21 protein-coding genes are annotated in these 12,209 nt (G+C 65.9%); 13 read left to right on the top strand and 8 right to left on the bottom strand.

Features of this window, described 5'->3' with window-relative positions:
* Positions 1-519: 519 nt before the first annotated feature.
* From BLT59_RS03540 to BLT59_RS03525, 4 genes are all read right to left on the bottom strand, one after another.
* Complete coding sequence (locus BLT59_RS03540) at positions 520-876, bottom strand: hypothetical protein (protein ID WP_091776601.1); 357 nt, start codon at positions 874-876, stop codon at positions 520-522.
* A 475-nt stretch (positions 877-1,351) separates the two neighbouring features.
* Entirely contained in the window at positions 1,352-2,323 is a 972-nt protein-coding gene (locus tag BLT59_RS03535) for an alpha/beta fold hydrolase (RefSeq protein ID WP_091776599.1), read from the bottom strand.
* 300 nt (positions 2,324-2,623) lie between these two features.
* Positions 2,624-2,824, bottom strand: coding sequence for a hypothetical protein (locus tag BLT59_RS03530; RefSeq protein ID WP_091776598.1), 201 nt, complete (start codon positions 2,822-2,824; stop codon positions 2,624-2,626).
* A gap of 73 nt (positions 2,825-2,897) precedes the next feature.
* Positions 2,898-3,284 (bottom strand): hypothetical protein, encoded by a 387-nt coding sequence (locus tag BLT59_RS03525; protein ID WP_139173903.1) that lies wholly within the window; start codon positions 3,282-3,284, stop codon positions 2,898-2,900.
* A 480-nt stretch (positions 3,285-3,764) separates the two neighbouring features.
* Here BLT59_RS03525 and BLT59_RS03520 point away from each other — a divergent pair, with 480 nt between their 5' ends.
* Positions 3,765-4,022, top strand: coding sequence for a hypothetical protein (locus tag BLT59_RS03520; RefSeq protein ID WP_139173901.1), 258 nt, complete (start codon positions 3,765-3,767; stop codon positions 4,020-4,022).
* A 111-nt stretch (positions 4,023-4,133) separates the two neighbouring features.
* On the opposite strand, the gene BLT59_RS30470 is transcribed toward BLT59_RS03520, so the two are convergent.
* Positions 4,134-4,496, bottom strand: a complete 363-nt coding sequence (locus BLT59_RS30470) for a hypothetical protein (protein ID WP_139173899.1) — start codon at positions 4,494-4,496, stop codon at positions 4,134-4,136.
* Between the two features lie 141 nt (positions 4,497-4,637).
* On the opposite strand from BLT59_RS30470, the gene BLT59_RS03515 reads away from it, so the two are divergent.
* The 10 genes from BLT59_RS03515 (at position 4,638) to BLT59_RS03475 (ending at position 9,239) form a co-directional block, all read left to right on the top strand.
* Positions 4,638-4,847 carry a cold-shock protein gene (locus tag BLT59_RS03515; RefSeq protein ID WP_012329763.1) on the top strand — a complete coding sequence of 70 codons (210 nt, stop codon included), beginning with the start codon at positions 4,638-4,640 and terminating at the stop codon, positions 4,845-4,847.
* Between the two features lie 105 nt (positions 4,848-4,952).
* Positions 4,953-5,315 carry a DUF6481 family protein gene (locus BLT59_RS03510; protein WP_244513816.1) on the top strand — a complete coding sequence of 121 codons (363 nt, stop codon included), beginning with the start codon at positions 4,953-4,955 and terminating at the stop codon, positions 5,313-5,315.
* Positions 5,316-5,357: 42 nt separating this feature from the next.
* Entirely contained in the window at positions 5,358-5,555 is a 198-nt protein-coding gene (locus BLT59_RS03505) for a hypothetical protein (RefSeq protein WP_091776590.1), read from the top strand.
* Between the two features lie 634 nt (positions 5,556-6,189).
* A complete protein-coding gene (locus BLT59_RS03500; protein ID WP_091777170.1) occupies positions 6,190-6,435 on the top strand; it encodes a hypothetical protein in 246 nt (81 codons plus the stop codon).
* Between the two features lie 45 nt (positions 6,436-6,480).
* The gene (locus tag BLT59_RS03495) at positions 6,481-6,717 is read left to right on the top strand and encodes a hypothetical protein (RefSeq protein ID WP_091777168.1); all 237 of its coding nucleotides are present in this window, start codon (positions 6,481-6,483) and stop codon (positions 6,715-6,717) included.
* A gap of 191 nt (positions 6,718-6,908) precedes the next feature.
* Entirely contained in the window at positions 6,909-7,127 is a 219-nt protein-coding gene (locus BLT59_RS03490) for a hypothetical protein (RefSeq protein ID WP_091777166.1), read from the top strand.
* 246 nt (positions 7,128-7,373) lie between these two features.
* Complete coding sequence (locus BLT59_RS31115) at positions 7,374-7,529, top strand: hypothetical protein (RefSeq protein ID WP_175543916.1); 156 nt, start codon at positions 7,374-7,376, stop codon at positions 7,527-7,529.
* A 458-nt stretch (positions 7,530-7,987) separates the two neighbouring features.
* Positions 7,988-8,200, top strand: coding sequence for a hypothetical protein (locus BLT59_RS31675; protein WP_244513815.1), 213 nt, complete (start codon positions 7,988-7,990; stop codon positions 8,198-8,200).
* Between the two features lie 303 nt (positions 8,201-8,503).
* Positions 8,504-8,872, top strand: coding sequence for a hypothetical protein (locus BLT59_RS03480; RefSeq protein ID WP_091776586.1), 369 nt, complete (start codon positions 8,504-8,506; stop codon positions 8,870-8,872).
* Positions 8,873-8,996: 124 nt separating this feature from the next.
* Entirely contained in the window at positions 8,997-9,239 is a 243-nt protein-coding gene (locus BLT59_RS03475; RefSeq protein ID WP_091777164.1) for a DUF6522 family protein, read from the top strand.
* A 281-nt stretch (positions 9,240-9,520) separates the two neighbouring features.
* Here BLT59_RS03475 and BLT59_RS03470 read toward each other — a convergent pair whose 3' ends face one another.
* From BLT59_RS03470 to BLT59_RS03465, 3 genes are all read right to left on the bottom strand, one after another.
* Entirely contained in the window at positions 9,521-9,730 is a 210-nt protein-coding gene (locus tag BLT59_RS03470) for a hypothetical protein (protein WP_244513814.1), read from the bottom strand.
* A gap of 66 nt (positions 9,731-9,796) precedes the next feature.
* Positions 9,797-9,928, bottom strand: coding sequence for a hypothetical protein (locus BLT59_RS32100; protein ID WP_280141026.1), 132 nt, complete (start codon positions 9,926-9,928; stop codon positions 9,797-9,799).
* 43 nt (positions 9,929-9,971) lie between these two features.
* Positions 9,972-10,247 (bottom strand): hypothetical protein, encoded by a 276-nt coding sequence (locus tag BLT59_RS03465; RefSeq protein ID WP_091776582.1) that lies wholly within the window; start codon positions 10,245-10,247, stop codon positions 9,972-9,974.
* A gap of 1,389 nt (positions 10,248-11,636) precedes the next feature.
* On the opposite strand from BLT59_RS03465, the gene groES reads away from it, so the two are divergent.
* Both groES and BLT59_RS03455 read left to right on the top strand, forming a co-directional pair.
* Positions 11,637-11,924, top strand: a complete 288-nt coding sequence (gene groES, locus BLT59_RS03460) for a co-chaperone GroES (protein ID WP_091776580.1) — start codon at positions 11,637-11,639, stop codon at positions 11,922-11,924.
* 99 nt (positions 11,925-12,023) lie between these two features.
* The coding region (locus BLT59_RS03455; RefSeq protein WP_279603349.1) for a TCP-1/cpn60 chaperonin family protein at positions 12,024-12,209 on the top strand (186 nt) is incomplete at its 3' end.

Below are 12,209 nucleotides of genomic sequence, written 5' to 3'. Positions count from 1 at the left end.
TGCGGGCCGGACGGATGGCCGCCGACCCAGGCATGGCCGGCGCCGTGCAGAAGCCAGTGTTCCGATGACCAGAGGCTGTTCGCTTCGGTCAAATCGATCGCGTGCCCTTCGGCCCACTGAGCGTTCCTCGACGGTGGCGACGGGAAGGTGTCCCTCCGTCTGCGACTGGGCAAGGGCGTGGCCGCCGTTGACCGGCGGGACGGTCGTGTCCCTGTCGCTGTGAAAGACGATGGCCGGCACCGGGTGCGCGGCCTGTCATGGTTGGAGCAGGGCGCCCCGGCGCATCGCGGAAGGCGCACGCGATCGAGCCGGCGGAACCGCAGGCCAATCCCGAGTGGATGCCGGCGGCCGCGTCGAGGTGCGGTTACATCACCGCCGCGGCCGCACTCCCTGAGAACAGGCCGGCGACGGAGACGCGCGACGGGTCGACGTCCAACACGGCCATAATCTCCCGGCTCGGATGTGCCGGTTCATCGCTTCGCTCTCGCGGGAGGCTCTGCCGGCGGCGATCGGATCGGGCTACGGCAACGCGCCGATCATGCCCTTGACCTCGCTCATGGTGTTCTCGCACGCCCTCTTGTCGCCGCGCCCGTCCTCGTCGACGGCACGGACGATGAGGATCCTGGCGTTCGCCACGCCACCGGCCGTCGAGACCAGGGCGGGGTCGCTCGGGGCATCGCGGCGGGCGGCCTGCACGCCCCGAAGCGATCCGGTCCGCAGGGTGTGACCCGCCTGCAGGCCGGTCACCTGAACGGCGCCGGCGCTGTCGAGACGCCGTTCGATCGTGCCGATCTGCTCGGCGCAGGACGATGCCAGGGCCGGCAACGGCGCGAGGGCGGCAGCAAGGATCGTGATGGTGGCCGGGATGGAGCGCATCGGGGTTCAGACTTTCTGCGGGGCGGCAGCATCCAGGACTCGCTCGGCGAGCATGTAACCCGATGCCGTCCCTCACTGGTCGATGCGAGGGTAGCGCTGGGACAACCCGCGCATCATCGTCTTGTTGCGTCGCAACACGGAACGCCGGGCAGGTTTGCGTTCGGAGGCGTATCCGGCCGCGGATCCGGACTTGTCTGGCAGATCCGAGACGCCGCGCGAAGGGGCCAGGGCGGGGCCGGCATGGAAGAGCCGCCTGGCCGCGTCGGGGTCTCATCGCGACGCGAATCCGTGGCACCGCAGGCTGTCGCGCGGCGTCAGCGGGCCGACCTGCCCGAGCGTCTCAGGGCCGTCGAGGCACCCCGGGAGGCGGACGTCGGTGATGTGGCTGTTCAGGCGATGGACATGATGCCAAGCCGACCTTGCCGCTGACCCGGAGCAGCACGCGCTGCCGCCCAGGTCTGCGCGCCGGAACTCCTCAGGCCGCCACGGCACGCGCGCGCTGCGCGGCAAGCTCCACGGCTGCGACGACCTGATCGGGCGCGAGGTGATGGATCATGTGACCCAATCCGGGAACCACGGTGAGCGTGCTGCCGGACACCTCGCCATGCAGCCGCCGCGATTGACGATCGACATCCGCGATCTGATCGGCACCGCCGGCGATGATCACGACGGGGAGGTTCAGTTCACGGTAGTGCCGCTGAAGCTCGACCGTGACGGGCGTCATCAGCGCCGCGTCCTCTGCGGACGCGCGCAGTTGCAGCGGCCGCAGCATCATGTCCGTAGGAAACTCCCGATCGAAGCGCGCGGGGATAGCGGCCGGGGCGAACATGCCCTTGATCATCGCCGGAAGGAGAGCGCGGCCAGCAATCGGGGAGAGGGTGTGGCGCAGGACGTCGCCGAGGATCGGGATCGCGCTTGGGGACGCGAGAACCACGTCGGCGCGCAGGGTCGGGTAGTAGTAGCCCGACGCCAGAACGAGGCTGCGGACGAGCCGGGGGGCCTGCAGGGCGAGGGCGATGGCAACCAGCGTCCCCCAGGAGTGCCCGAGCACCACAGCCTGCGTGACGCCGAGTTGCTGCAGGGCCTTCTGGTAGAGTGTCGCGTGGGCTCGCGGCGTCCAGACACCGCGGGGTCGATCGCTGTAGCCGTAGCCGGGCCGGTCGAGGATGATCACGCGGAAGCGCCTGGCAAGATCGTCGACGATGCCGCTGCTCAGGAAATCCTGGATCATGGTGCCGTTGCCGTGGATCAGCACCAGTGTCTCGCCGCGCCCGCGCTCGACGTAGTGCAGGCGCACGCCATCCACGGTCAGGAAAGCGCCGATCGGCGGCGTCCGACGCTCGGCCTGCTTCGCCCGTGAGGCGGCATAGAGCGCGGACGCTCCCAGCGCTGCCGCGGAGCCGAGCAGGGCCGAAAGCAGCCACGCTGTTCTTGGTCGGCCGGTCATGGGATTGATCCTGTTCATCGAGAATGGACGCGCAGTGCGGGTGCGGACCGACGGAAAGTGCTTCTCCCGCTATCGGGACGAGGCGCTCTCAAGCCGTCTCGGACTCGGCGCTGCGAGGTTAGAGGGTGACGCGGGTCTGATGACGCCGGTACGGCGCGTGGTCTGCGCCACCGTCCGGCAGGCTGGGGAGCCTGGGTCCGGACGCCGGCTCGGATCGGACCCGCCTGACCCGACCGCAGGGCTTGGCATGCCCGCTGGAGCGACGATCCGGTTTGATACAGAGTCAGGCCGTTTGCGGCGTTATCGCGCGTCCTGCCAACGCGCCGTGATCTCACGAAGAGCCGCGTCGCCATTCGCCTCCGAAGCGCCCTCCGAGCCGAATGACCGAACCGATCGGCGCACGATCACATCGTCCCGCGTGATCGCCCAGTCGAACCGGCCCGGCTCCTTCGGAGATGGTTTGACCTGCAGCTTATGAGGGTTCGGCTTGAAGATGATCATGTGACCTATTCAATGCCTAGATAAGCAGAATGTTTCGAGCTGGCAGCTGCCGAGATGTTTTGGTTTCTCGCGGTCACGCTGACGGTACCTGATCTGTTTCGGGCGCGGAGGCGGACAGATGCTTCCATGCTTCGACGCCCGTCGCCGCGCTCTCCAATTGCGAGGCCAGGTATTGCAGCGCAGCGGTGCAACGGGCGCCCTCGCGGCGGACATCCGCATCCTGAGCTTGATCGTCGCTTGCCGCGGCAATCGCGTCTGCGGCAAGTGTCAGCCGTTCGGCAACGCGCCTCATGGATTGCGGCCCGGTGAAGCTTGTCCGCGCATCGGAGGCGACGGCTTGAACCAGGCTTTCGAGATCGGGCTCCAAAACCATCTCCCAATGCTGCGCGTAGTTCGAAGCCATCATCTGGCACTTGGTGAACCAGCTGAACTCCAAGCCCGTAAGTCTGGGTTGAACCATCACGCCCTCCTTCATGGACAGACCGCATTCACGCGCAGGTGGCCAAGCGGCGGCCACCGTCCGCCGTCGCTGCTTGAGCGTTGGTGGGGCAGCTCACCGCCTGCTCGAGTGGTCCCATCGGCCGGTGGCGCACGGACGGTTCGTCGTACCCAGTGCCTTCCCCGGCATCCGGCATGCCGGCAGCTAAGCGCTTCACCGGCTTGCCGAGGTCAGCACGTAAGAGGGGCTGGGCCCGTCCGGTGACACATGCGCGAGTCGCAGCGCGCACGCGCCGCCGCTGACAACGGAACGATGCGGCGTCTTCCAGTAAATGGTGCCGCGAAAGTTTTTTGCCAGGGCCGATAAATATAAATATGGTAATTTATCCAGAATGGAATATCGTTTTCTCGAAGGCACGAAACTTACGTCGGTCGGCCCAAAATCCCAGTTTCGGATTGTCGGCTGCTTGAGCGCAGGCCACCATAGGAAGCGAGATTTATTATGCTTGATCGAAAGCGTTTTGGCCGCAAGATATCAATCCCATCGACCATGGAAATCAGGCGCGATCTCCTGGAAATGGCGCATGCGGACACGGTCGTGGAGTCCTTCAAGAGCCGTGGGGTGACCAGGGAAGAATTCGCGACGATGATGTCGGGCTCGGTCGCCGATAATCTGCTCTCTCTCAATCGGGCTCGGATGTTGACCCTTCGCTTCGAGCGCGCAGGGTCAGAGACCGCAGGTGATCGCATCGCTCGATGACCTGAGCTCAAAGGCAGCGAAGCGGCCCGGAGGTGCTTGCCACGCTCGGCTCTGTCGGCAAACGTGCGCGCAACGGCTTGGCTAACCGTGACTCGTTCACAGCTTGGGCCGTCAGACCAGCAACGCTTCGTCGGTCGGACACGGGACGGATGTCAGCCTTGCATTCTTCCGGACCTCCGGCCGCAACGGGCTGAGCATCAGGAACTCCGGCGCATGATCAGCACGCGCGCCGACATCAAGCCGGCTGAACGCCTTCATCGCCCGATAGACGTCGCCGCGCGCAGCTAGTGCCGGCGGCGATGAAGCAGCCGAATCCACGATGCGGCGGAAGCCGACCCGGCGCCGCTCTCGATTGCTCGCCAAGATCCCTGAAGCGAAATTGTGGGGCAAATAATCTGCGGATATCCTGGCGTAAAATGCGTGTTTATCTTTTGTGGTTGTGATTGTCGCGCCGATAGCGTACAGATGATCCATCGAATTTTGGCCAGATATTCGGCCGCATCGCCTCAACAGGGCGAGCGCCCTGCATTTCTCCCATTCTCGACGATCAGCGACCGGGCGCGTAGCAACCATGCGCCCGACACTTTTATTTGCCTAAACTGATATGGAATACCTATGACCATCGGCACCGTTAAATGGTTCAACGACACCAAGGGCTTCGGCTTCATCCAGCCGGATGACGGCGGCAAGGACGTCTTCGTCCACATCTCGGCCGTCGAGCGCGCCGGAATGCAGGGCCTGAACGAAGGCCAGAAGGTCTCCTACGAGATGGAGACCGACCGGCGTACCGGCAAGCAGTCGGCCGGCAGCCTTCAGGCCGCTTGAGCCTCGCTCATCTGCCTCTGACGAGTTTCGGAGCCGTTCCCTCGGGAGCGGCTTCATCTGCTTCTCGCAACCGCGGCTGTGCCGTGGTGCGCATAGGGAATGTACGTGGGCCAATTCAGAACCAATCAGCTCGTTGATCGTCTCGACGCGATCGCCAAAGCGCGACAGGTGACACTCGCCCGGTTCCGGGCACGTCCTGCCGCGGATGATCCGGTTGTCCTCGCACGGGAGGCGGCACGGCGCGCCGTCGTTCAGGCGCGCGACGTCCGAGCGACCGAGCGGGACGCGGCTCGTCTCGCCGCCGAGGCCGAGCGCGCGGTTGAGGCTCAGGCCGCAATGGCGCATGCCGCGGCCGAACTCGTCCGCGAAGCTGCCGAGAAGGCGGAGCGGCAGGCGAACCTCGCGGCCGAACAGAAAGCCACGCGCGACGCGCGTTTCGCTGCCCGCAAGGCGCGAGCCCGCCGGTAGGTCGGGCTCTCCGACGCGCACCCGTATTCTGGAGGACGCCCCATGTCTCACAAGTTCAAAATCGGCCAGCACGTCCGGCAGCTGGGGCTCAGCTATGCCGGCAATAAGAGCATCGTCGACGGCCTCTTCGAGGTGGTTCGCCTGACACCGGACGACCGTTCCGGCGAGCCGACCTACCGGATCAGGTCCGCGGGCGGCGAGCGTGCCGTGCGGGAGGGCGAACTCACACTTGCCTCCTGAACGGTTTCGACCGGTCGGGGCTGCGGGATAGATGCCGGTATCCTGTAGCTAGAGCTGTTCCCGGTCACGTTGAGCCGGTCGACGACGGGGCGCTCGCGTGGTGCGGAGTTGGGTTCATCCTCTCCTCGCCCTCATCCTGAGGTGCCGAAGCGAAGCGGAGGCGTCGAAGGAGGTCCCCGGCCCGCCGCGCGATCCCTTGAGTCCTGCTTCGAGGCCCGCTGACGCGGGCACCTCCGGATGGGGGGCACGGAATCGGCCGCGGCTCTAATCGGCGGGACTCGTCCGGATCGTCGGACACGGCTGTCCAACGTTTGAATCTCAGGACGCTCCGGACTGCCCCGTCCCGCTTCGGGACTGTGTAGCCCGTCGGCCGGCTTCGACGCCGCGGCGGACTTCAGCGTGAAGGCCTGGAGTCGCGGGTTCCGAGCCCACTGCTCCGACGGCCTGTCCCGCGGTTCGATGCAGACGTCGTCGGCTTGGTGAACGCGCCTCGGCATTCCCGTCGAGTAACGACCTCGCGGATCTTCATGCGGGCCGGATCAACGCGAAGGACCGGTCCGCTTTTCTGGACCGGATCGTTTTGCGGCACGGTACGTTTGACAAGAGCTGCATGTCCTGCGGCGCGGAGTCGACCGTGTACAATCCATTCTTCTCGTCGCTGATGCTGATGATCGAGTCACAGCGGGTCATCGAACTGAGGCTGGTCCGCTTGGCCTGGGGCGGTCCCGAAGGCGTTTCGGAAGCACGGTCGATGGTCGTGGAGAAGGTCAACGCCGCGGCCGAAGCCCTGACGACGCTGATGTTCGGCGGCTCGCCCGAGGCCGTCATCGCGCGCTACCGCGAACATGTCGCTGCGAATACCGAGCGGTTGAGGCTGTAGAACCCCGTGACAATCAACACCAATGCCCATTCGCCGGACGCGGCGATGATCGAGCCCAATCAGACGGCCTTCATCCTCAAGGTGACGCGGCCCGATGAAGCGGAACTATCCGGGCAACTGGTCATCTTCTACGCTGCGATAACCTGCTCCGAGGAGGAAGCGCTCGCCATCGTGCGCCGCGCCGTCAAGGCGGATGCCGCTGTCGAGCCGACGGGCGTCCGCCTGTCTCAGCAGACGGCCAGTGCCCTCGTTCTGGAAGCGGGCCTCGCACGGGCCCTCTGACACGCGGCGGCAAAACCGGGTTCGGTCACGGGGCTCGGCGCCGCGGTGACACCGCGCGGGAGGGGCTGCCGGATCGCGCGACGACTTACCCTCGGGGCCCATCCACGATCAGGGCCGATTCCATGGTCGAGCTGGACCTTCAAAAGGCGCGAGGCGTTGTGCCGACAGGTGACGAGCTGAGGACATCTGCTATGGACATCGAACGCTTAGCGGAGACCGAGAGCACGCTCTCCATCACAGACCGCCTCTGGCGCGCCGAGATGCGGAAGGTCTTCGGGTCGGATGGGGTTCTGCTCCACGGCTTCGGTGCGGAGCGTCAGGGTGCGCCCGGCACGCGGCTGCGCACGGCCTTCGAGGCGAGACGAAGCGCGATCGCAGCGTGGCGGCACGTACGGCGTCCGGCGGCTTGAGCCGATCGCATGGAAGGCCCATCGTTCGCAGCCTGTGCGCGGTCCGAGTCGTCCTTCCGCCGGATCAGCCCCATCATCGGAAGCGCGCCGTCGACGATTGCCCCAAGCCGCCCGGCATGAGCCGGTGGCGTCCAGCACCCCGCCGTCCGATCGAAGAAATGGCGGTGGCGCTATGGTTCGAGAAGGCGCATAGCCACGTATCCCTCCGCGCAATCCCGTGCCCTGGGCGACGAAGCGGAGGCCGAGATGGCTCGCGAATTCACGACCGGCAAAGCGCAGGCAGTGACGCCCGAAGACTTCAACGAGCGGGTGAAGCGACTCCTGGCCAACAAGCCTGAGCTGCTCAAGGCCGAACCGAAGACCCGAAACTTCAGGACTGGCAGGCCCCCGCAGAAGACTTGAGGTCGCGTTCCGGCTGGCGGTCGCTGGATCGCGGGCGTCAACCCGTCCCGGTCTGATCGTGCCCGGGGCCTGCTCGGTCGCGGGGCGATGGCTGTGAAAAGCCTCCCGCCGGGATGCCGCCGCTCCGGGCGGAGAGCGGCGCCCCATAACGGCAGCGACGGGACAGCGAGGTCAGGCTCATCGCAAGCAGAACACGCCTCTGCTGCGGCGGACGAGAGGTGGCACCGAGACCTCCCGCAGCTTCCGTCCTGGATTGATCCTACGGCTCCTGCACGCTGTGTTGTCGTGTTCTGGAGATCCAGGCCCTCGACAAGCCTGCGGGCCTCCTGTGCCGGCACAACACCGGAACGAGATGCGGGATCTATCCCGAACGGCCAGACGCCTGCGCCCGGTGGCATTGCCTGTGGCGCAGGATCGGCGCACGGCCGGACGCGCTTCGGCCCGGTCGATCCGGCGTGATGTTCTCGCTGGATAGCCGATCTCCTGTGGCCGATGCGCCGGATTCAGCCTGCATCCTCGGTCGCGCCGTGCACGACGTCAAAGACTTCGACCGACCGGATGCGATCGAAGGCTTCGCCATGTTCGTTCGCGAGGGATCCTTGCCGGTGTGGAAGGCACCCGAATGCGGTGCGGTTCTAGTCCATCCGGGCCCGCAGACCGCGCCGTCGTGACCGCCGGCGGCGCGGTATCGCGGGGATCGTCAAGTTCCGTGAGGCGAGGCGCCGTCGCCTGTTCGACAGGCCCGACGCTGGGCCTCCGGGCGACACGGGCTGCCCCCCGTCGCGATGCCTCTGTTGACCGCTGCGGGGCTGGACCGTGACGCGGCCAGCCAGACTCCGTTTCACGGATGTCCCGCGCAGAAGGACAAACCGGCGCAGGCTGACCGCATGACATCGCGAAGCCCGCAGGGACCAATAGATTGTGCTATGGAAAGCGTGAGGGTGCGTCCGTCGCGACCCGATCAGGAGATTTCGATGCCCGTCATTCGGTGGCTGATCTCCAAAACGATCCAGTTTTTCCTGGGCAGCGCGCAGGAGCGCAGGTCCGATGCGACCGCAAAGAGAAAGGAAGAGGGGACGTTCGAGGGCGCGTCTGCAAGCAAGGATCGGAACTTCGAGGAAAATTACGCCGCGGCTGCACGGCTCCTCAGGACTCGGATCGATCAGGAGTTTCCGGATGCCTACTATGCGCGGCTCAGCTCCGGCCGGAACAGCTCGTGCGATTACGGGCAGGATCGTGCTCTCGCCATCGACACCATGTCGATCGCCATAGCCATGGCGCTGCGGAACGGTGCCACCGTTCAACAGGCCGCCACGGCGGGGGCAGCCAGCATCGGCATCTGACCGAGACGCGGGAGCGCCGGCTTCGCCGCATCCGCGCTCGATGCGGGCGCATGGACGAGAAGGAAGGGTGCTATGGTCGGTCTCAGCCCCGCAAGCTGCTGCCGCGCTGATGGAGACCTGCTCCGTGAAGCTCGCATTCGGCCGCATGGGTGATTGGCTTGTCGATCCCCGCGAATTGGCGCCTCGACTCGGTGTGAGCACCGCAGACCTGAAGCGCATGGACCGGCAGGGACGGCTCGATGCCCGCGTCGCGTCCAGTGATGGCGACGGCATCTGTCTGACCCGCGTGACCGTCCGGCTGCATGACAGGGGCTGGCGCGGCATCTTCGACGAGAGCGGCGCGCTCGTCAGCGAAGAGATGTGGTGAGCCCGTCAGGACCGCCAGTCGCCCGAGGCCGGCCAAGGCGCGGCTTCCAAGAGGTCCCTCCCGCTGCGGACGTCACCCCTTCGTCGATCCTGCCATCTCACGGGTCCGCTCAACCACCGCGAGCAGCCCGTCGATTGCCTTCTCCTGTCGTTCCGCGCAGTTCGCATGCAGGATAAACCGAAGCAGGAGCTCCTGGGCGACGATGCCGTCACGCTCTGCTCAGCTGACGAGCGAGCGACACTCGCCCAGGCACGCTTCCTGTCCAGACATGCTGGGGTCCATCAATGACTGCGCGGGAGCGGCGTCCTGGGCATCAGGCCCTCGACGCGCAGCTTCAATCGGGTGGTCCGGATCGCCTCCACGGTCCGCCACGGAACATGCTTGGCTATGCCCTCGGTTTCGAGCTCCGTGAGCTGATCAATCAGCTCTCCCTGCTCCTGAAGGCCTGGGCGCTGCGACATGCGGACGATCATCCCGATCAGCTTCCGCATCACCGGGCACATCCGCGGGCGAACGGGCTCTATCATACCGAGCAGCCATGGTGATCGGACATCGCCTCAGCCTCGACCGCTGGTCTTCATGGCAGCCGCGACAGTCCCCTTGTTCGAGGGCGCCGCGGCGTTAGTCTTGGGCACGGGCTTCTTCGGCTTCTTGGTCTCTCGGTTCCCGCGCTTCTTGTCCGTCGCCATGGTCTTGCTCCTGGATATGCTGCGAGGCCGGCCGGAGCCGTCTTCACCGTCCGATCGTGGGCTGGTCCGCAGGCTGGATCGCGATCGCGAGCGGGCTCCTGACCGAACCGAAGACAGCGACGAGGCGGTTGCTGGCCCAAAGCTCGGTGCGATGGCCGTCGATCAACCGTGCCGCCTGCCGCCTGGCATCACCGTCGTCGCGGGCGGTGATGATGCAGGACCTGAGCACGCCGCCGCCCTGAGCGAATCGATGCACCTGATAGGCTCGGCGCGCGTGCCGCGAGCGGGGCTTGGTGGAGAACGCGATGATGTCCGCCATGCGCGCCTGTCCGTTGCAGGCGGGGGCATGGACCCTCAGCCACCGGAGCCTGGATTAACCGATCCGGTGATCTCCTCACTCTGCGCCCTCGCAGCCGACAAAGATAGCCCTGACCGCGACAGGCCCGAACGCGGCCTGCCGCGGGCCCCGAGGACGCGCCCGCTTGACTGGATCCGCGCCTCGACCGGCCGGCACGCCATCCAGGCGCGGTCCAAGGGTTGCGGGCGGCCGCGCGAGGGGCCGCGCCGCAGAAGCTGACCTGCTGCAGCGGGTGCTGCGCGGCGATGCGGGGGCCATCCCGGGGAATCGAGCCGCGGGCGCACCGTCTCCAACGGCACGCGGGCCGGAAATCGAGCCGCGGATCGTCCAGAACGCTGCGTCTGGCATTCACGGATCCCGAGTGCTCTCAATCGTATTGGAGAGCCGGAAGCCGCAGCGAACGTCTGATGTCCGACCGAACAAGTGACTGCCTCCCGAATGGGTGCATGTCATTGGGTGCATGTCGCTGGCATCCGATCACCTCGGTTCTACCTGGCATTCATCACCGGCCGATTGATGCAGGCGTCGGCGGCCGGAAGAGCCGTGCGCTTTCGCTTGCGACGGGAGACGACGCGCGATGCTCCAAGCTTCGGACCGGCACGCCACGACCATGCTCATTCGGAAGCTGGAGAGTATCGTGGGGCGAACTGACACCGTCGCACATGTTGAAAAAGAAGCGTGGCACAGGGCCCTCCGCCGTGGATGGCGGGAGCTGCAAGCGCTCAGCTGCGGGCATGCCACAATGAGCCCATAGTACCGTTAACGATTGCATGAAGCGGCAAACGATGCCGTACAATACATCTCACCTCACGCAGTTGTCGGCGTGCCGCACCAGTTCCATCGGCCGCAGTGATACTGTGCGATGCAGTCGTTCAACTGGCGGATTTTCAAGGGAACTGGTGTTCCAGCCGGTGTCGGTCCGCTCGGCGGCCGCGCGAACTCATGGGAGGCATAGCCGACGCAGGAGTGAAAACTAGCTCTTGAGAGGTTTCGCGATGTAGTCCGAAGGCCATCGCGGCCGCCACGTCTGACGCGTCAGACGTGGCGCAGAGCCGGTGGGCTACGCTCCGCGTTTGAACGTCTGGCTTCGGCGATTCGGGCGTTGCCCATGAGACAGACGACGGAGGCAGGCTCGATGCTGCCGGGTCCAAACCGCAGCGGCAGCGGGGAGGCATCGCGCCGGCTCCCCATGCGGCAGGCCTCGACCTCGTTCACCGCATTAGCACTTCCACACGTCGAGTGCTAAGGATGCGTCGATCGGGCCGCGATGCTCTGTGTCGCCGCTACCCCTCCCGCGATAGCGCCAACCGTCTCGGTTGGATCTCGCTTGGGATCGATCAGGATCTGACAATGAAATTCCGTCCGCTGCACGACCGCGTGGTGCTCCGTCGCATCGAAGGCGAGGAAAAGACCAAGGGCGGCATCATTATTCCCGATACGGTCAAGGAGAAGCCGCAGGAGGGCGAGGTCGTCGCCGTGGGACCAGGGGCCCGCGACGAGGCCGGCAAGATCAACGCGCTCGACGTCAAGGCCGGTGACCGCGTCCTGTTCGGCAAGTGGAGCGGCACTGAGGTCAAGATCGACGGTCAGGACCTCCTGATCGTGAAGGAATCCGACATCCTGGGCGTCGTCGCCTAGCCCGATCAAGCCGCTCGCGGCCTTGAACGATGACCTACCCATTGAGGCGCCCGCTGTGGTGTGCCTCGGGTCCAGACGACAGATGATGAGCGCCCCACCATGTCCGCCAAAGACGTTCGCTTTTCGGTCGATGCCCGCGAGAAGATGCTGCGCGGTGTCGAGCTGCTCGCCAGCGCTGTGAAGGTGACGTTGGGCCCGAAGGGCCGCAACGTCGTGATCGAGAAGAGCTTCGGCGCCCCGCGCATCACCAAGGACGGTGTGACGGTCGCCAAGGAGATCGAGCTC

Source organism: Methylobacterium sp. UNC378MF (assembly GCF_900103195.1).
Classification (GTDB): domain Bacteria; phylum Pseudomonadota; class Alphaproteobacteria; order Rhizobiales; family Beijerinckiaceae; genus Methylobacterium.
The sequence above is the reverse complement of the archived record's forward strand: the minus strand, read 5'-3'. Positions and strand labels throughout refer to the sequence as shown.

Coding starts and splice junctions, on each gene's coding strand:
- BLT59_RS03540 (WP_091776601.1), bottom strand. CDS start 876: ATGCGCTCCATCCCGGCCACCATCACGATCCTTGCTGCCGCCCTCGCG.
- BLT59_RS03535 (WP_091776599.1), bottom strand. CDS start 2,323: ATGACCGGCCGACCAAGAACAGCGTGGCTGCTTTCGGCCCTGCTCGGC.
- BLT59_RS03530 (WP_091776598.1), bottom strand. CDS start 2,824: ATGATCATCTTCAAGCCGAACCCTCATAAGCTGCAGGTCAAACCATCT.
- BLT59_RS03525 (WP_139173903.1), bottom strand. CDS start 3,284: ATGGTTCAACCCAGACTTACGGGCTTGGAGTTCAGCTGGTTCACCAAG.
- BLT59_RS03520 (WP_139173901.1), top strand. CDS start 3,765: ATGCTTGATCGAAAGCGTTTTGGCCGCAAGATATCAATCCCATCGACC.
- BLT59_RS30470 (WP_139173899.1), bottom strand. CDS start 4,496: ATGGATCATCTGTACGCTATCGGCGCGACAATCACAACCACAAAAGAT.
- BLT59_RS03515 (WP_012329763.1), top strand. CDS start 4,638: ATGACCATCGGCACCGTTAAATGGTTCAACGACACCAAGGGCTTCGGC.
- BLT59_RS03505 (WP_091776590.1), top strand. CDS start 5,358: ATGTCTCACAAGTTCAAAATCGGCCAGCACGTCCGGCAGCTGGGGCTC.
- BLT59_RS03495 (WP_091777168.1), top strand. CDS start 6,481: ATGATCGAGCCCAATCAGACGGCCTTCATCCTCAAGGTGACGCGGCCC.
- BLT59_RS03490 (WP_091777166.1), top strand. CDS start 6,909: ATGGACATCGAACGCTTAGCGGAGACCGAGAGCACGCTCTCCATCACA.
- BLT59_RS31115 (WP_175543916.1), top strand. CDS start 7,374: ATGGCTCGCGAATTCACGACCGGCAAAGCGCAGGCAGTGACGCCCGAA.
- BLT59_RS31675 (WP_244513815.1), top strand. CDS start 7,988: ATGTTCTCGCTGGATAGCCGATCTCCTGTGGCCGATGCGCCGGATTCA.
- BLT59_RS03480 (WP_091776586.1), top strand. CDS start 8,504: ATGCCCGTCATTCGGTGGCTGATCTCCAAAACGATCCAGTTTTTCCTG.
- BLT59_RS03470 (WP_244513814.1), bottom strand. CDS start 9,730: ATGCGGAAGCTGATCGGGATGATCGTCCGCATGTCGCAGCGCCCAGGC.
- BLT59_RS32100 (WP_280141026.1), bottom strand. CDS start 9,928: ATGGCGACGGACAAGAAGCGCGGGAACCGAGAGACCAAGAAGCCGAAG.
- BLT59_RS03465 (WP_091776582.1), bottom strand. CDS start 10,247: ATGGCGGACATCATCGCGTTCTCCACCAAGCCCCGCTCGCGGCACGCG.
- groES (WP_091776580.1), top strand. CDS start 11,637: ATGAAATTCCGTCCGCTGCACGACCGCGTGGTGCTCCGTCGCATCGAA.